This window comes from Ensifer adhaerens, assembly GCF_002940685.1.
GTDB classification, from domain to species: Bacteria; Pseudomonadota; Alphaproteobacteria; order Rhizobiales; family Rhizobiaceae; genus Ensifer; species Ensifer adhaerens_E.
This window is the reverse complement of the sequence record NZ_PNFP01000019.1, coordinates 1-15,947: the sequence shown is the minus strand read 5'-3', so window position 1 is coordinate 15,947 and position 15,947 is coordinate 1. Positions and strand designations below refer to the sequence as shown.

Here is a 15,947-nt window from a genome sequence, read left to right as displayed (position 1 = left end):
GGAACTTGTCGTCCTTTGTCTCGCGGAGGTTTGACGCGCTTGCCGGCGGCTAGAGGTAAAGCAGGCTTCAAACGTCTTTCCTCTAAGGGATCAGCAACAGCTTGCCGGTGGTCGCCCGGCCTTCCATGTCGGCATGCGCGCGGGCGGCATCACAAAGCGGGTAGGTTCCACCGATGCGCACCTTGAGAGATCCATCGTCAATCCAACGGAACAACTGCTCGGTGCGAGCGCAAAGAAGTTCGGGCGTGCTGATGTGATCGAAGAATGTCGCATAGCCGATCTTGATGCTCTTCGGCAGGCTCATGATGTCGAGCGGCCCCGGACCGCCAAGCACCGGCCCATACCAGCAGAACGTGCCGGAGCGACGAAGCGCGGCGAGCGATCCTTGAAAGGTCTTGGGACCGGAACCGTCATAGACGACGCTTACACCTTCTCCGTCGGTGAGACGCAAAACCTCATCGATGTAGTTTCCCTCCGTGTCGACGATAACGTGGTTCGCGCCGGCCGCTTTTGCGACTTCCACCTTGTCGACGGACGAAACGCGGCCGATCACGTGTCCACGCCTCAGCCGGATGATCTGTGTCAGGAGCAGGCCGACGCCACCCGCCGCAGCGTGCACGAGTGCGGTGTCTCCAGGCTGAACCGGGTAGAAATCGGTGGCGAAGTGGCTCGCAGTCAGTCCTTGCATCATGACGGCGGCTGCTGTCTGGTCATCGATCGTGTCGGGAAGCCGTACGAGCGCATCCGCTGAAATCAGAACGTGCGAGGCATAGCTCCCTGGCGCGTAGACCCAGGCGACCCGGTCTCCGATGGCGAAATCATCGACCCCATCGCCAAGCTCGACGATGCGTCCTGCACCTTCGACGCCGAGAGTTTTCGGGTTTGGCCCGTCCGTCCATGCCATGCCCTGGCGCACGCCGATATCCATGAAGTTCACGCCTGCTGCGGCGACTTCGACCATTACATGTCCCGGTGTGGCGACGGGGTCGGGGAGATTGACAAATTCCATCACGTCAGTGCCACCGATCTCATTCATAACTACGGCTCGCATGATCTTCCTTTCTTGACTGATCATTCCAGAAATGCGCAAAAAATTTTGCCCTCATGTCACCGCCCGAAGTGCAATCCTGGCGAGGGTCTTGAGCTCTGCTGGGCCCGCGCCGCCGCGCGCAGCGATGCGCATGCCGGCGACATTCGCGAAGAGGAAGTCGGCGGTTTCTTCCGTGGAGAGCGTTGCGTCCAGATCCCCGTCCGCTTGAGCCTCGCTGATGCGTTGCTTGGCGGCATGCTTCAATCGCCGATCAGCAGCCTGATGAATTGCTGTAAGGTCAGGTCGGCTCTGGCCGAACTCGCAGACCGAATTCACGCCAAGACAGGCCTGGGAAGCATTTTCAGCCACTCGCTCCATCATCGCCCGGATGCCGTCTTGGGCACGCGGCGCGCCACGCAGCATGGCGATGTGGGCATCCGTTTCCGCGGCGGCGTAGCGTTCCACAGCAAGGGAGTAGAGCTTCCACTTGTCGCCGAACGTATCGTAAAGACTCTGCCGGCCAATCGACATCGCACGTACGAGCATATCGGTGGAGGTGCCCTCGAAACCGTGTTCGCGAAACACCTCGATGGCGGCATCGAGCGCCTGCTCTCTATCGAATTCCTTTGTCCTTGCCATGTGTGTGATTTAGGTATTCTGGAATGATCTGTCAAGAAACGAACATCGCAAACGCTCGGATATCTCCTTGAGAGCTTTAACTATGACATCGCGGATCGGCGGTTCGCTTCCGCTCAAGGCGCTAGAGGTGTCCACGGGCGGTCCGCGGCTTTGTCCGCCGTTGGAATTCTGTCACGGCGAACCTTGACGCACCGCGGCGGTTCAATGATAATCAAGGTGAACCAAGGAGAGTCAGGTCCCATGACTGCCGCATTCACCGTTCGTGTAAAAGATGAAACCGCGAGCAAGTTGGATCAGCTCGCTGAGAAGCTGGACCGGTCCCGCTCTTATATGGCTGCCGAAGCCATCGAGGCTTTCGTTGCGCAACAGGAATGGCAGCTTGCCGAGATTGAAGCGGGGTTGGCCGAGGCCGATCGGGGTGAGTTCGCCAGCGACGAAGATGTGGCGAAAGTAGTCGGGAAGTACGTCAAGTCTGCCCGCCAATCATGAGTGGGAAGCGTATTCGCTGGACGCTGCGGGCGTTGCGGCGACTTGATGAGATCGGCGCGTATATCGAGAAGGACGATCCAGACGCGGCGGCTCGCGTCGTGGCGCGGATTGTCACTGCCGTGGATGCATTAGCGGAGTACCCTGCCAGTGGGCGGCCTGGTCGTATTAAGAGTACGCGCGAGCTCGTGCTGGCCGACATTCCATACATCATTCCCTACCGCGTAAGTCGCGACGTCGAGATCCTCACCGTCATGCACGCCCACCAGCAATGGCCGCGGGTTCTCTAGTCGACGAACAAAATACGTGTCGGCGCGGATGAGCGATGATCGCATCAGCCTGCCCGCTATGGCGACGTAACGCGTTCCCGGCTCCGTCGTTCGGCGGGAAGCCTACGTTTTTTTAGAGACCTGAATACCCCCCGAACCTCATCCCTGCTAGTCAAAACCAAAACCGTCAGGCCAACTTTGGTTTCCAGTCGCGAGCGGATCGCATGACGATTGTGTCACGTTGGTTCCCGCTCTGTGCGTTCAGGATCGCATAATGTATCGACTGGAAGGTGCAGCCGGGACCCTCGTTCCCGGAGAGGCAGTCAGTGCTGGGCCCGACGACCTAGCCCCGCATTTCCCGCGCCACCGTTTTCAAGCGGCCAAGGTCTGCAAGGTGACGTGCCATGTAGCGCGACGCTTCTTCGTTTTTCCCTGAGAGGATCAGGTCCAGAAGCTCGATATGCTCAAGGCAGCGTTCCCGAGCGCTATCGCGATCCAGCATCTGGCGGTAGTCGATGAGGCGGCGAAGGCGATCGAGCCTGTTGAGCGCATCGATGAAGAAGCTGTTCTGGCAGCATGCGATGATCGCCTCGTGCATGCCGCTGTTCAACCCAAACAGCTTTGCATCCGACACGGTCCAGATGCCGCCGTTGACCAGCCACTCCTGTTCCTCGCGGCAGCGCAGAAGTGCAGGTCGGTTCAGCTTGAAGGTTGGCTCCAGCAGGGCAGCGGGCTCGATCAGCAGGCGAAACCGATAACTGTCCTCGTAGGCCTGGAGTGAAGTGAGAACCGGCAGAAATGCCCAGCCATGGCCCGGCAGTCGCTCGATCCAGCCCTCATTGGCCATGCGCAGCAGGATTTTTGACAGCCGGCCCTTCGTGAGATCGTAGCGGCGCAAAAACTCGCTTTCCGTGATCTTTTCCGGCAGGCGGCCATGCAGGCGGTCGTCCGCGATCGTCAGATAGATCTGTTCGTCATCCTCCGTGGGGGCCGATTCCAGTGACAGTTTCTCGGCCGCCCCGACATCGGCGATCATGTAGCCGCCGCCTTCTCCCTGTTTCAACACGCCCGCTTCGTGCAGGAGCTTCATGGCGTTTCGCACCGGCGAGCGTGACACCCGGAGCTGTTCGGCAAGCTTGCGTTCCACAAGGCGATCGCCCTCGGAAAGCTTGTCGGTGCGAATGTGGGCGACGATCTGGTCGGCGAGGCTGACGATCAGTGGGGTGGTCTGCAAGGCTAAGCTCCCGATTTTGCTCATCTATGCCACAGACGAGCGCTGACGCCAAGAGATTTTGGTTTTTCTCTATTGCAAAATACCAGATGGTGGCGTATTTGGTATTTTAGAGGAGAAAAAGACCAATAAGGTCTGGAGGACTCCAATTTGATCTTTGCTTGCTCGGCGCCGGCGTGAAGTCGGCGAACGATCTCGCACGGCCTCCGCCATCTCCTGAACGGTGAGGAAGACATGACGATTAAACTTCTCGTACTGCCGGGTGATGGGATCGGTCCGGAAATCACTGCAGCGACCTTGGAGGTGCTGAAGGCGACCGATGCCGCAACCGGCGTCGGGCTCGACTTCGAGCTCAAAGACATTGGCCTCAAGTCCCTTGCCGAGCAAGGCACCACACTGACGGATGCAGTGATGAAGCGGGTGCCTGAGGTCGATGGTGTCATTCTCGGTCCGGTCTCGCACTATGAGTATCCGTCGCACGACAAGGGCGGAATCAATCCGTCCGGCGAACTCAGAACCAAGTTCGAGCTTTATGCCAACATCCGTCCCTGCCGCTCGCGCGACGGGTTGACGATCCTTCGTAAGCCGATGGACCTCGTTCTGGTGCGCGAGAACACGGAAGGCTTCTATTCCGATCGCAACATGTATGCCGGAACGGGCGAATTCATGCCTGATCCGGATATGGCGTTTTCGATCCGCAAGGTAACTGCCAGGGCTTCCTCTCGCGTGGCCAGGGCGGCTTTCGAACTCGCACGCCACCGCCGCAAAAAAGTGACCGCGGTACATAAGGCCAATGTGGTCAAGCTGTCAGATGGGCTGTTCCTGCGCGAAGTGCGGAAAGTCGCGGAAGCCTATCCGGATGTGCATTTGGAAGAGTTGATCGTAGATGCGGCAGCCGCACATCTCATTCGCTCGCCGGATCGCTTCGACGTCATCGTCACCACCAACATGTTCGGCGATATCCTCTCGGATGAGGCCTCGGAGCTTTCGGGAAGCCTTGGACTTGGTGGGGCCATCAACGCCGGTGACGACATTTGCGTCGCACAAGCACAGCATGGATCGGCGCCTGACATTGCCGGCAGAAACGTGGCGAACCCGACCTCCCTCATTCTTTCGGCCGGCATGTTGCTTGATTGGCTCGCTCGCCGTCGAAACGATCCGCGCCTCGCGCGTGCCGCGGCACTGATCGAAACAGCGACCGACATCGTTTTGCGGGACCCGCATTCACGCACGCGCGACGTCGGCGGAGGCCTCGATACCGATGCCTTCACCGCGAAGGTGGTGGATGCCATTCGCGCTGCCGGTGCTTCGACATCGGCCGCCTGACGACACCTGAATTCCCGAAAGGGCAAGCCGGGAATGTGTTCCGGCGATCCTGGAGGAGGGGGCCGAGTGGCGGTCCCTGGGATCGAACAACACAAAGCACATGGATGGAGGAGTTTCCATGAAGAAGATCACAAGACGCGTCTTTTCAACGGCGCTGGCCGCCGCTGCAACGGCAATGCTGGTCCATCAGGCGACCGTTCCCGCCTACGCGCAGGAACAGCTGGAATCCCTGCACATCATGGCGCCGAGCAGCCCGGGAAGCGGCTACGACCAGCTCGCCAGAACCATTCAGACGATCCTGCAGGAAGACAAGCTGACCGGACCAGTTGAGGTTCAGAATGTCGCCGGTGGTGGCGGAACGGTCGGCCTTTCCCAGTTCGTGACGACCAAGCCGCGGCATCCGTCGGCAATGGTTATCGGCTTTGCGATGGTCGGTGGTGTCCTGACTACCAAGTCGCCTGTGACGCTCGATCAAACCGTTCCGGTCGCAAGGCTCATGGGCGAAGCCGATGCCATCGTGGTGCCGGCGAACTCCGATATCAAGACGATGGATGACCTTGTCGCCCGTCTGAAGGCAGATCCGGCGAAGGTCTCCTGGGCCGGTGGTTCGATCGGCGGTATTGATCACGTCGCTGCGGGCTTGATCGCCAAGACCGTCGGCGTCGACCCGAAGAAGATCAACTACGTAGTGCATGCCGGCGGCGGCGAGGTGCTGGCCTCGACACTTGGCGGCCACGCGACCGTTGGTATCAGCGGCTATGAGGAGTTCCGCGCGCAGGTCGAGGCAGGTCAGCTTCGTGCGCTTGCCGTCACGGGTGACACACGTATTCCGGGGGTCGAGGTGCCGACGCTGAAGGAGGCGGGCGTTGATCTCGCCGTCATGAACTGGCGCGGAATCATGGCGCACCCAAAGCTTGCCGACAAAGACCGCGAAGGGCTTGAGAAGGCGATTGCCGCCCTCGTCAAGACCCCTGAATGGAAGGCTGCTCTCGAGAAGCGCGGCTGGATCGATACCTATCTGCCGGCAGACGCTTTCGCTGCGTTCCTCGCCGACGAGCAGAAGCGCGTCGAGGGCGCATTGAAGGAAGTCGGGCTGCTCTGACCGGCGTCCGCCTTGGGAGGTGTCATCATGTTGAAATCGGCCAATTTCCGTATCGGGGAGACAATCCTCGGACTTGCATCGCTCGGTCTCGGTCTCTTCATCGGCGTCGAGACATGGTCGACGCCTCCCATAGCTGCCCAGACCGTCATCGGGCCAGGACTGTTTCCCGCTCTCATCGCCACGGGGCTGGTCCTCGTCGGCTTGCAGCTTCTCTACGAGGCTTTCCTTCATCGCTTGCAGGTGGAGGAGTTTCCCGAGCTCGACTGGAAGGCTGTCATCCTCGTGGCCGCAGCCTTCGCATCACAGCTCGTGCTGTTGGAGAGGCTCGGCTGGGTCGTCTCAGGCACTTTCCTCTTCGTCGTCTCGGCGATGGCCTTCGGCAGCCGGACTCATCTGCGCAACCTCATGATTGGGCTGTTGCTGACCGCGCTGACGTATCTCGTCTTCGACTACGGGCTCGATCTCGATCTGCCGACCGGCAGCTACGTCGAAGACCTGGTCGATCTTGCTGGCGGCACCGTTTGAAGTCGCGCTCGCTTCGAATGCTAACACCCGAGACCCGGCCGAATTCTCACAGCCCAAGGGCGGAATGAACATGGATACCCTAGCAGCACTCTTCCACGGCTTTGCCGTCGCCGCCACGCCATACAACCTGTTCTGGTCGCTGGTCGGCGTAACGCTTGGCACGGCGATCGGCGTTCTTCCCGGTATCGGACCGGCGCTGACGGTCGCCTTGCTTCTCCCCGTCACCTACGGGATGGAGCCGACAAGCGCCTTCATCATGTTTGCCGGCATTTACTATGGCGCCATGTATGGCGGATCGACCACTTCTATCTTGCTCAACACACCTGGTGAATCCGCATCCATCGTCACGGCGCTCGATGGCCATGCCATGGCACGCAAGGGTCGCGGCGCGCAGGCGCTGGCCACCGCCGCGATAGGTTCTTTCGTCGCCGGCACCATCGCGACAATCGCGCTCACCTTCGTCGCTCCATTGATGGTGAAGATCGCGCTCCTCTTCGGCCCGACGGAATACTTCGCACTCATGGTGCTTGCGCTCACTACCGTCACCGCGGTGCTTGGCGATTCGCTCTCTCGCGGCCTTGCCAGCCTGCTGTTCGGGCTTGCGCTGGGCCTTGTCGGGATCGATTTGCAGACGGGTCAGGCGCGCTTCACGCTCGGCATCTCGGAGCTGCTCGACGGCATCGACGTGGTGGTTGTTGCAGTCGGCCTCTTTGCCGTTGGCGAAACGCTGTTCACGGTTGCGCGCCACTGTTTCGAAATCGAGGAACTTTATCAGCTTAAGGGCTCCAAGTGGCTGAGCCGCGAAGACTGGCGCCGCTCCTGGAAGCCCTGGTTGCGTGGTACGGCCCTTGGCTTTCCGATCGGCGCCCTGCCGGCCGGCGGCAGCGAGATCCCGACCTTCCTGTCTTATCTGACGGAAAAGCGCCTTTCGAAGAACCCGGAAGAGTTCGGTCACGGCGCAATTGAGGCAGTTGCGGGACCGGAAGCCGCCAACAACGCCTCGGCCGCCGGTGTGCTTGCGCCGCTGCTGGCGCTCGGTCTGCCAACGTCTGCGACCGCAGCGATCATGCTCGCCGCCTTCCAGCAATACGGCATCCAGCCGGGACCGCTTCTCTTCGACAACAATCCCGAGCTCGTATGGGGGCTGATTGCCAGCCTTTACATCGGCAACGTCATGCTGCTTCTGCTCAACCTGCCGCTCGCCGGCGTCTGGGTGAAGCTGCTCGCGATCCCGCGTCCGTGGCTCTACTCAGGTATCCTGCTGTTTGCAACGATGGGCGCCTATACGCTCAACAACAACATCGTCGATGTGGCGTTGCTCTGGATCATCGGGCTTATCGGTTTCGGTATGCGGGTGCTGAACGTCCCGGTCGCCCCTTGCATCGTCGGCTTGATCCTCGGGCCGCTCGCCGAACAGCAGTTCCGTCGCGCCCTGACGATCAGCCAGGGAGATGCCAGCGTCTTCTTCACCCATCCGATCTCGCTCGCGCTGATTGTCATCGCTTTGACGCTTGTTCTCGTGCCCACCCTTTTGCGCTGGCGTGCCGCACGCCAGGCAAGCGAAGCCGCAAACCAAGCCTGAGTCTTGTCGTCGGTCACCGATCAACCAGGAACATCGCTATGTCGAAAGTCACATACTTCTCCATCGACGAACTGACTGCCTTCGCGACGAAGATATTCGCCGGCACTGGAATGTCAGAGCCCGATGCAGCCACGATCGCCCGCGATCTGGTGAAGGCCAATCTGCGCGGCATCGACTCCCACGGGGTCTCGCGGATCCCGATGTATGTCGAGCGGTTGCAACGAGGGCTTGTGAACCCACGGCCTGAGATCCGCGTCCAAAAGGTCGCAGGCGCTGTCTCTCTCGTCGACGGCGACAACGGAATGGGGTTCCTTGCCTCCCACAAGGCAATCGAAGAAGCGGTTGAACTCGCGAAAGCCAACGGCATTGGCTTGGTCGGGGTTCACCGCAGCACCCACTTTGGCATGGGTGCGCTTTACGCACTGCAGGCGATCGAAGCGGGCTACATCTCGATGATCTTCACGAACTCGTCACCGGCCATCCCGATGTGGGGCGGGCGCACGACCTTCCTCGGTGCAAGCCCGATTGCGGCGGGTATTCCGGGCGGGAAATACGCTCCCTATGTCATGGATATGGCGATGACCGTTATCGCCCGTGGTAAGATCCGCCTTGCGGCCATGAAGGGTGAGGCCATAGCGGAAGGACTTGCCCTGGACGTAGACGGCAATCCGACGACGGACGCGGCTAAGGCATTTGAAGGCGTCTGCCTGCCGTTTGGCGGGGTCAAAGGGTCCGTGCTTGCAACATTGATGGACCTCATGTCCGGCGTGCTCACCGGCGCGAATTTCGGCGGTGACGTGAAGAGCCTCTACTTCGATCACAGTGAGCCGCAGAACGTCGGCCACCTCTTCTTTGCCATCAAGCCTGATCTGTTCATGTCGCTTGAGAACTTCGACGCGCGCATGGACGAGTTCTACGAACGCATGAAGGCGCTTCCGAAGGCGGCTGGTGTCGGGGAGATCATGATGCCGGGCGAGCCGGAACAGCGCCGCGAGGACGAGCGGCTGAGGACGGGAATTCCGATCACCGAGAACGTGGTCGCGGACCTGGCAAAGGAAGGAGAACGCATCGGCGTGCACTTACCTGCCGGCAGGGCATCGGGCGAGGCGGCCTGATGAACCGTCTCTCCGCCCACATTGGCTACCTGTTCAGCGACATCCCGCTGTTGGAACGGCTTGAAGCGGCAGCCGGCGCCGGGTTTACGGCGATCGAGCACCCCAGACCATGGGAAGTTCCCGCAACCGAGATGCGATCGCGTCTCGCTGCCAATGGCCTTTCGATCTCGCAACTCTGCGCGGCTGTGGGTGACGCCAGCAAAGGTGAGAAGGGTCTCGCCGCGCTTCCAGGCAGGGAAATGGACTTCCGCGCCGGTTTCAACCGAGCGCTCGACTACGCGATTGCCGTGGATTGCCCGTTCGTCCATCCGATGGCCGGCGTACCCGGAAACGCCGACGTTGCTGCTGCAGCCGAGACCTATCATCGCAATCTGAGCTATGCCGTGGAACGAACCGCTGGCACGAGCGTCAAGATCCTCATCGAGGCGATCAGCGAGGTCGCGGTGCCGAGCTACTTCCTGTCCACGCTCTATCACGCCAGCCGGATCCAGGATATCTTCGGCCCCGGCAACGTCGCGCTGTTGCTGGACACCTTCCATGCCCGTGCAAACGGCGTCGATCTGGCGCAGTGGATAGGGGCCAATGCCCATCGGATCGGTCATGTCCATATCGCCGATCATCCGGGCCGGCATGAGCCCGGAACCGGGTCGATCGACTTCGACGCGCTCCTCGATGCCCTTGCCGAACAGGCCTATGAGGGCGCCATCGGCTTCGAATATATCCCTTCCAAAACGACCATCGACAGCGCCGCCTTCCTGCCTCGCTGGAAGCAATTGATCGGCGCCAAGCAACAGCAGGGGCAGCAAGACAGGAGGCTCGCATGATCACAGCAATCAATCCTACGAACGGCAGAGAATTGGCGCGTTTCGAAGCCCATGACGACGCTTATGTCGATGCGGCGCTTTCTGCAGCCGCTGCCGCCCAGAAGGCATGGCGGAAGGTGCCGGTCGAAGAGCGAGTGCGCCTGCTTGCCGGCATGGCGAAGGCGCTGCGTGCCGGTAAAGCCCGTTACGCCGAAATGATCACGCTCGAGATGGGCAAGCCGATCGTTGAGGCCTTGGCCGAGATCGAGAAATGCGCCTACAATTGCGATTTCTACGCCGAACAGGCGCCGGCGTATCTCGCGGACGAGCCGGTCAAATCCAATGCGTCCGAGAGTGTGGTCGCCTTCGATCCACTCGGCGTGGTGCTCGCGATCATGCCGTGGAACTATCCGTTCTGGCAGTTCTTTCGCTTCGCCGCACCCGCCTTTGCGGCCGGCAACGGCGCGATCCTCAAGCATGCCAACAACGTGCCGCAGTGCGCCTTGGCGATCGTGGAGATCATGGAACAGGCGGGTTGCCCGGAGGGGCTTTTCCGTACGTTGCTGATCGAGCCGCAGAAGGTCGCGGGTCTCATCGCCGATGATCGCATTGCTGCGGTCACGCTCACAGGCTCCACCGAGGTCGGCGCGATCGTTGCCGCGCAGGCCGGCAAGGCGCTGAAGAAGCAGGTGCTCGAACTTGGCGGTTCCGATCCGTTCATCGTGCTTGCCGACGCCGATCTGGAGGAAGCCGCGGCCGTTGCAGTCAAGGCACGCTACATCAATGTTGGCCAGTCCTGCGTCAACGCGAAACGGTTCATCGTCGAGGACGCGGTTGCCGACCGCTTCGTCGCACTGTTCTGCGCCGGCGTCGCCAAGCTGAAGATCGGTGATCCCCTTGAGCACGATACCAATATCGGGCCGATGGCGCGCGCCAATCTGCTGAGCGGCCTGCATGCGCAGGTGGAGAAGACGGTCGCGGCCGGTGCGACGCTGAAGATGGGCGGCAAGCCGATCGATGGCCACGGTTTCTACTACCCCCCGACCGTGCTCGACAACGTGACGGAGGAGATGACGGCGTTCAGAGAGGAAACCTTCGGGCCGGTTGCCGCGATCGTTCGGGCCAAGGATGCCGAGGACGCGATCCGCCTTGCGAACCAGACCGAATTTGGCCTCGGTTCGGCGATCTGGAGCCGCGATGTCGAGCGGGCGCGCACGCTCGCCCGCGACCTCGATGCCGGCGCCGTCTTCATCAACGGCATGGTCGCATCCGATCCGCGCTATCCCTTCGGCGGCATCAAGCGCTCCGGCTATGGCCGCGAACTCGGGGTCTATGGCATTCGCGAGTTCGTCAACATCAAGACCGTCTGGATCGGTCCTGCCGTGGCCGCAAAGTGAGGATGGCTTTGATGACGAAAGCAGCGATACTTCGCCCACGCGAATTGCCGACCAACGACCGCGGCGGCGGTGCGCGCACGACGCCGCTGGTCACGCGCAAGTGCGGATCGACCAGCATGATCAACGGCATTACGGCTTTCGACCCGGGCGCTGCGATCGGGCTGCACAAGCACAATTGCGAAGAAAGCGTGATGGTGATCGAAGGCCAGGCGATCGCGGAGATCGACGGTGTCCAGCATCATCTCGACACGAATGACACCACCTGGATACCGGCAAACGTGCCGCATCGTTTCATCAACCCGACCGACAAGCCCATGCGTATTTTCTGGGTCTATGCCTCCGTCGACGCCACCCGCACGATGATCGCCACCGGCGAGGAACGGTCGATCGACGCCGAACATGGCCATAAGCCCTCATGAGGTTCCAATGATCTATGAGGTTGCCGAGATCACGGTGAGGGCCGGTCAGGAAGCGAACTTCGAAAAGGGTGTCGAGCAAGCGGCCCCGCTTTTCCTTCGCGCGAAGGGCTGCCACGGCGTTTCACTCCACAGGCTCGTGGAGAACCAGTCGGTGTATCGCCTGCTTGTGAAATGGGAGACTGTCGACAATCACCTCGTCGATTTTCGCGGTTCCGATGACTTCCAGGAGTGGCGGCGTCTCGTCGCAGCGTTCTTCGACGGCCTACCGGTGGTGACCCATTCTACGTCTACGGCGCGATACATAGCCGAGTGACGAGAATGAAGGCGTATGCCATCACGAAGTTTCTGCTGACGCTTTCAATTGGAGGGGGCGGTGGATGGGTGATGTGGCATTTTCATATGCCACTCGCCTGGCTTCTTGGCGCGATGATCTTCTGCGGGCTTGCGGCGCTGGCGGGACTTCCCCTCGCCATGCCGAAGTTTGCGCGCCCTCCGATGACCGCTACCATCGGCGCAATGTTGGGGACGTCGTTCTCTCCGTCCGTCTTCGAACACGCGGGCGTATGGCTCGTGTCTCTTGCCGGGCTCGTTTTCTTCATCGCTGCCGCCGCGTCGGTGGCCTACGTCTACTTTCGCAAGGTTGGGAAATTCGACCATCCGACGGCGTTCTTCTCGGCCATGCCCGGTGGACTGGTCGAAATGGTCACGCTGGGTGCGGAACGTGGCGGCGATGAGAGGATGATTTCGCTCATCCACGCGGCGCGCATCTTCCTCGTGGTTCTCTGCATGCCGTTTGTCATCCAACTGATAACGGGGGAAGAGCTCGGTCGGAGCGGGTCCAGTTACGTCCCGTTCTCAGCACTCGAGGCGAAGGACCTCGCCTGGTTCGCAGCCGCCATAGGGATGGGTGTGGCGGCCGGTATTATCCTGCGTCTGCCCGCGCGCTATTTGCTCGGACCGATGATTGTCAGCGCGGGGTTACACCTGTCGGGCGTTTCCGATTTCCAGCTTCCGAGCGTATTCCTGGCGGCGGCGCAGGTGGTGATCGGGGCCACGGTCGGATGCCGGTTTGTGAACACCGCGCCTAGGTTGATTCTGAGGGTGATCGGGTTGTCCGTCGGCTCGACAGTGCTATTGCTTCTCGTGTCGCTTGGGTTCGCTTTGTTTATCTCGATCATGACCGGTGATCGCTTCATCGGAACGGTTCTCGCGTACTCGCCCGGAGGGGTTGCCGAGATGAGCTTGATAGCCCTTTCCCTCGGAATAGAAGTTCCCTTCGTGGTGTTTCACCACATTGTCCGGGTCTTGTTGGTAGTGGCCGGTTCTGCCGCCGTTTTCCGCCTGCGTATCGATCCGTTCAAAACCTAATGAACGCCTCTCGCCGGCGCTGCTGGCCTGTCGGCAATGCCGGCGAGCCGCTGATCGCTAGGAAATTGTTCGGTTGCGAACGGCAGGTCGCCTGTTCAGATCCTTTCAAGATGCTAGATGGTCACTGCGATCGGTCGTCACTCGAGTCCGACGACTTTTGCAGGTGCGAACGTTTGAAAACTCTTCACTCCGGAAATCATGCCGGACTTGAAGAGAGGTGTGCCGACGGCACCTTTCATCCAGCACTCCCGCTTTTTCTTAATGTAAGTAAAGGCAACACACCGGTCATTGTCGATGCAGGCCAGTCGGCACTGGAGTGGCGTCGCGTTCGTGATCGACGCGCGAACGCCGAGGTCGCCTCCAGGCAGATCGACATCCTCGAACAGCGCCTTCTTCGGATCGATTGTGCCCATGCTAAATGGCGTTGGATCTGGATCAGCGCTCGCCAGGAATTTCCCAGAGATAGCGACCGAGTTGCCATCCGCGCGACCTTCGTTCGCTTTCAGAAAGCAATTCGGTCCGCGCACAATCTTCGGATTGGCATTGAAGGTGAACGCTTTACAGGTGCCATTCATTTGCAGGCAGGTTGAAGCACATTCAACGACGTCGACCGTCCTCTTCGAGGCGAGGTCATCACCAAACAGGTCAAGGCCAGTGTAGACGGCGATCCGCGTCGGCTTACGGGCGAACTCTTCAATTGCCGACAGCTTGTGACTCTGACCGGGATCGATAGGCGATGGGTTAGTCGCGGCCACTTGTTGGCTGTTTGGTTCAGGGGTGGGGACTGCGGTTGAATTGGCCGTCGAGGGTGGTGCGCCCTCGAGACCGGCGGCCGGGGTTGTGGAGACCGGCTCGTTCGAGGCCGCCGCAGCGCCCTTGCGGTTGAGCTTATAGCGACCGATTTCTTCGCTCGAGAACACATGCATCTGCGACGGAGGCGTCTTGAACATCGTTGTCATGACTTCCGCCGGCGTATCGAAACGAGCGAGCATGTCGATAATGTCGGAAATCGACAGCTGGGCGTTGACGAGGTCGTTCGATTCACTGGAGATCTGGTGGACGCCAAGCTCACCGTCTACCTGGCGCTCAACACCCGCCATAAAAATAAAGGCGCAGGCCGAATAGCAACCTTTCCCTTTCGGGATAAAGGTGGAGAGGCGCCTCTCATGCACGTCGTCAGCAATCAGCAGTGCCATCTGGACAGCGCCGCCGACGCTGTCGAGCACCAGCAATCTGGCTTTCTGAGAAGCATGCAGCGCCCGCCTGAAATTCAAGGCGGAATAGAGGTCGATCTCGCCCGCGAGGGTGATGACGCTGGGGTCGCTCTCCTCGAATGAGAAGGGACCAAATTTCTTTGTGGCAGCGAGCGCCGGATTACCCACAAGCGAAAGGGCCAGGCAGAATGCCCATATGCGAATGAGGCCGAACGGAAAACTCGGCAAGATTGATACTCCCACGCTCTGTTTATATTCAGAGAACATTGATCAAATTGAAGTTGCAACACAAAAAAGCCGCAACGGTTAACAGTGCGACGGGTCAAGGATCTCGATCGGAGATTTCCGTGCGTGTTTGAACGATAGTGCGGATATCGGTCACGAGCCCGGCTACGATTCCGTGGGCTTGCCGTCTTCCAGAAAGCGTTAAATGATACAACCCAGGGGCGGGGAAATATCATGCGACGATTTCTTGTTGGCGGGGGCGTAGCCGCAACATTGATCTTTTGGCTCGGCACGAATAGCGGCGAGAGAGCGGCGGTCAATGAAACGCGGCTGCCTTCAGCAAAAATTGTCGTGCAAGAACAGAAACCCGGGGCGGCAGGCGGCACCCAAGTCTTTGGATCTGCGCCTCAGAAAGACAAGTCCTCTGCAACGGTTCAAAGCGCCGACACGGAAGTGATCGCCACGGTTTTCGTGCGCGGCAAGCGCGTCGCCTTACGAGAGGGACCGGGGAAAAAATTCCCGATCCTCGATCGCTACGATGCAGGTCGGCCGGTCCGCTTACTGTCTGTCGACGGCGAATGGTCGTATGTCCAAGACGACCTTACACGGCGGGAGGGGTGGATCGCATCACATCTCCTGAGTTCCGCCACACCTCGATCGGAGCCAAAGCGCGACAACTCTGCATCCGGAGAATCCTCCCGTGAAGAGCCAGGCAAAATCCCGCGGATTTCCGATTCCGTGATCGTGCAGCGCATCATCGCTGAGTCGATCTCCGGTTATAGTGGCTCGTGCCCATGCCCGGAGAGTCGCGACCGCGCTGGGCGGCGTTGCGGGCGCAGGAGCGCGTATTCGAAGCCGGGAGGTGCTGCTCCAATCTGCTATCCCAGCGACATTTCAAGAGCGATGATCGATGCGTTTCGCTCGCGGTTGTAGGCTCTGCTATGGAGGGCGCTCGGGGCCGCCAGCACTCGACGTTCACCGAGGGCCACCGGAATTCATGATCGATCGAACGCGGAAGTCCAGTGCGTGCCCCTGCGAAGAAGACGTTAAGCCGCGGCAGCTGCGCCTTCAACGAAGGGCTTGTTCATTTGATGTTCGCGCTTGGGACATCCTAACCGAAGTGCAACACGCCGGTTCTGAGGGTAGGGGTTCAACCTCCCTCTTGCAAATGTGCCCGGAACACTTCGGCCGGCGTCCTGTAGTCGAGGCACTTTCG

17 protein-coding genes are annotated in these 15,947 nt (G+C 60.3%); 13 read left to right on the top strand and 4 right to left on the bottom strand.

The features are described from left to right. Positions 1 to 82 precede the first annotated feature (82 nt). Positions 83 to 1,051 carry a quinone oxidoreductase family protein gene (locus C1A35_RS29465; protein WP_104667885.1) on the bottom strand — a complete coding sequence of 323 codons (969 nt, stop codon included), beginning with the start codon at positions 1,049 to 1,051 and terminating at the stop codon, positions 83 to 85. 51 nt (positions 1,052 to 1,102) lie between these two features. Further along, a complete protein-coding gene (locus C1A35_RS29460) occupies positions 1,103 to 1,669 on the bottom strand; it encodes a TetR/AcrR family transcriptional regulator (protein ID WP_104667794.1) in 567 nt (188 codons plus the stop codon). Positions 1,670 to 1,909: 240 nt separating this feature from the next. On the opposite strand from C1A35_RS29460, the gene C1A35_RS29455 reads away from it, so the two are divergent. Next, a complete protein-coding gene (locus tag C1A35_RS29455; RefSeq protein WP_104667884.1) occupies positions 1,910 to 2,158 on the top strand; it encodes a CopG family ribbon-helix-helix protein in 249 nt (82 codons plus the stop codon). Next, a complete protein-coding gene (locus C1A35_RS29450; protein ID WP_104667793.1) occupies positions 2,155 to 2,445 on the top strand; it encodes a type II toxin-antitoxin system RelE/ParE family toxin in 291 nt (96 codons plus the stop codon). Before C1A35_RS29455 ends, C1A35_RS29450 begins: the two co-directional genes overlap by 4 nt. 322 nt (positions 2,446 to 2,767) lie before the next feature. On the opposite strand, the gene C1A35_RS29445 is transcribed toward C1A35_RS29450, so the two are convergent. Beyond that, complete coding sequence (locus C1A35_RS29445; RefSeq protein ID WP_234823050.1) at positions 2,768 to 3,658, bottom strand: GntR family transcriptional regulator; 891 nt, start codon at positions 3,656 to 3,658, stop codon at positions 2,768 to 2,770. Between the two features lie 231 nt (positions 3,659 to 3,889). Here C1A35_RS29445 and C1A35_RS29440 point away from each other — a divergent pair, with 231 nt between their 5' ends. The 10 genes from C1A35_RS29440 to C1A35_RS29395 all read left to right on the top strand — a co-directional run bounded on the left by C1A35_RS29440 (position 3,890) and on the right by C1A35_RS29395 (position 13,292). Further along, positions 3,890 to 4,981 carry an isocitrate/isopropylmalate family dehydrogenase gene (locus C1A35_RS29440; protein ID WP_104667791.1) on the top strand — a complete coding sequence of 364 codons (1,092 nt, stop codon included), beginning with the start codon at positions 3,890 to 3,892 and terminating at the stop codon, positions 4,979 to 4,981. A 118-nt stretch (positions 4,982 to 5,099) separates the two neighbouring features. Further along, positions 5,100 to 6,083 (top strand): Bug family tripartite tricarboxylate transporter substrate binding protein, encoded by a 984-nt coding sequence (locus C1A35_RS29435; protein WP_104667790.1) that lies wholly within the window; start codon positions 5,100 to 5,102, stop codon positions 6,081 to 6,083. A gap of 27 nt (positions 6,084 to 6,110) precedes the next feature. Continuing rightward, the gene (locus C1A35_RS29430; protein ID WP_104667789.1) at positions 6,111 to 6,608 is read left to right on the top strand and encodes a tripartite tricarboxylate transporter TctB family protein; all 498 of its coding nucleotides are present in this window, start codon (positions 6,111 to 6,113) and stop codon (positions 6,606 to 6,608) included. Between the two features lie 70 nt (positions 6,609 to 6,678). Further along, positions 6,679 to 8,190: a tripartite tricarboxylate transporter permease gene (locus C1A35_RS29425; RefSeq protein ID WP_104667788.1), complete on the top strand. Its 1,512-nt coding sequence runs from the start codon at positions 6,679 to 6,681 to the stop codon at positions 8,188 to 8,190. A 38-nt stretch (positions 8,191 to 8,228) separates the two neighbouring features. Beyond that, complete coding sequence (locus tag C1A35_RS29420) at positions 8,229 to 9,305, top strand: Ldh family oxidoreductase (RefSeq protein WP_104667787.1); 1,077 nt, start codon at positions 8,229 to 8,231, stop codon at positions 9,303 to 9,305. After that, positions 9,305 to 10,129 (top strand): hydroxypyruvate isomerase family protein, encoded by an 825-nt coding sequence (locus tag C1A35_RS29415; RefSeq protein WP_104667786.1) that lies wholly within the window; start codon positions 9,305 to 9,307, stop codon positions 10,127 to 10,129. The genes C1A35_RS29420 and C1A35_RS29415 overlap by 1 nt, the downstream gene beginning before the upstream one ends. Further along, positions 10,126 to 11,505 (top strand): NAD-dependent succinate-semialdehyde dehydrogenase, encoded by a 1,380-nt coding sequence (locus C1A35_RS29410; RefSeq protein ID WP_104667785.1) that lies wholly within the window; start codon positions 10,126 to 10,128, stop codon positions 11,503 to 11,505. Before C1A35_RS29415 ends, C1A35_RS29410 begins: the two co-directional genes overlap by 4 nt. An 11-nt stretch (positions 11,506 to 11,516) precedes the next feature. After that, positions 11,517 to 11,924 carry a cupin domain-containing protein gene (locus C1A35_RS29405; protein ID WP_104667883.1) on the top strand — a complete coding sequence of 136 codons (408 nt, stop codon included), beginning with the start codon at positions 11,517 to 11,519 and terminating at the stop codon, positions 11,922 to 11,924. A 7-nt stretch (positions 11,925 to 11,931) separates the two neighbouring features. After that, the gene (locus tag C1A35_RS29400) at positions 11,932 to 12,237 is read left to right on the top strand and encodes an antibiotic biosynthesis monooxygenase family protein (protein ID WP_104667784.1); all 306 of its coding nucleotides are present in this window, start codon (positions 11,932 to 11,934) and stop codon (positions 12,235 to 12,237) included. Between the two features lie 5 nt (positions 12,238 to 12,242). Further along, complete coding sequence (locus C1A35_RS29395; protein ID WP_104667783.1) at positions 12,243 to 13,292, top strand: AbrB family transcriptional regulator; 1,050 nt, start codon at positions 12,243 to 12,245, stop codon at positions 13,290 to 13,292. Positions 13,293 to 13,429: 137 nt separating this feature from the next. Here C1A35_RS29395 and C1A35_RS29390 read toward each other — a convergent pair whose 3' ends face one another. Further along, the gene (locus tag C1A35_RS29390) at positions 13,430 to 14,734 is read right to left on the bottom strand and encodes a PAN domain-containing protein (protein ID WP_234823049.1); all 1,305 of its coding nucleotides are present in this window, start codon (positions 14,732 to 14,734) and stop codon (positions 13,430 to 13,432) included. 231 nt (positions 14,735 to 14,965) lie between these two features. Between C1A35_RS29390 and C1A35_RS29385 the strand changes: the two genes are divergently transcribed. Next, positions 14,966 to 15,664, top strand: a complete 699-nt coding sequence (locus C1A35_RS29385; RefSeq protein ID WP_104667782.1) for an SH3 domain-containing protein — start codon at positions 14,966 to 14,968, stop codon at positions 15,662 to 15,664. Positions 15,665 to 15,947: the final 283 nt, after the last annotated feature.

Excerpts from the sequence above, each read along its gene's own strand:
- C1A35_RS29465 (WP_104667885.1), bottom strand. The coding sequence starts at position 1,051 with ATGCGAGCCGTAGTTATGAATGAGATCGGTGGCACTGACGTGATGGAA.
- C1A35_RS29460 (WP_104667794.1), bottom strand. The coding sequence starts at position 1,669 with ATGGCAAGGACAAAGGAATTCGATAGAGAGCAGGCGCTCGATGCCGCC.
- C1A35_RS29455 (WP_104667884.1), top strand. The coding sequence starts at position 1,910 with ATGACTGCCGCATTCACCGTTCGTGTAAAAGATGAAACCGCGAGCAAG.
- C1A35_RS29450 (WP_104667793.1), top strand. The coding sequence starts at position 2,155 with ATGAGTGGGAAGCGTATTCGCTGGACGCTGCGGGCGTTGCGGCGACTT.
- C1A35_RS29440 (WP_104667791.1), top strand. The coding sequence starts at position 3,890 with ATGACGATTAAACTTCTCGTACTGCCGGGTGATGGGATCGGTCCGGAA.
- C1A35_RS29435 (WP_104667790.1), top strand. The coding sequence starts at position 5,100 with ATGAAGAAGATCACAAGACGCGTCTTTTCAACGGCGCTGGCCGCCGCT.
- C1A35_RS29430 (WP_104667789.1), top strand. The coding sequence starts at position 6,111 with ATGTTGAAATCGGCCAATTTCCGTATCGGGGAGACAATCCTCGGACTT.
- C1A35_RS29425 (WP_104667788.1), top strand. The coding sequence starts at position 6,679 with ATGGATACCCTAGCAGCACTCTTCCACGGCTTTGCCGTCGCCGCCACG.
- C1A35_RS29420 (WP_104667787.1), top strand. The coding sequence starts at position 8,229 with ATGTCGAAAGTCACATACTTCTCCATCGACGAACTGACTGCCTTCGCG.
- C1A35_RS29415 (WP_104667786.1), top strand. The coding sequence starts at position 9,305 with ATGAACCGTCTCTCCGCCCACATTGGCTACCTGTTCAGCGACATCCCG.
- C1A35_RS29410 (WP_104667785.1), top strand. The coding sequence starts at position 10,126 with ATGATCACAGCAATCAATCCTACGAACGGCAGAGAATTGGCGCGTTTC.
- C1A35_RS29405 (WP_104667883.1), top strand. The coding sequence starts at position 11,517 with ATGACGAAAGCAGCGATACTTCGCCCACGCGAATTGCCGACCAACGAC.
- C1A35_RS29400 (WP_104667784.1), top strand. The coding sequence starts at position 11,932 with ATGATCTATGAGGTTGCCGAGATCACGGTGAGGGCCGGTCAGGAAGCG.
- C1A35_RS29395 (WP_104667783.1), top strand. The coding sequence starts at position 12,243 with ATGAAGGCGTATGCCATCACGAAGTTTCTGCTGACGCTTTCAATTGGA.
- C1A35_RS29385 (WP_104667782.1), top strand. The coding sequence starts at position 14,966 with ATGCGACGATTTCTTGTTGGCGGGGGCGTAGCCGCAACATTGATCTTT.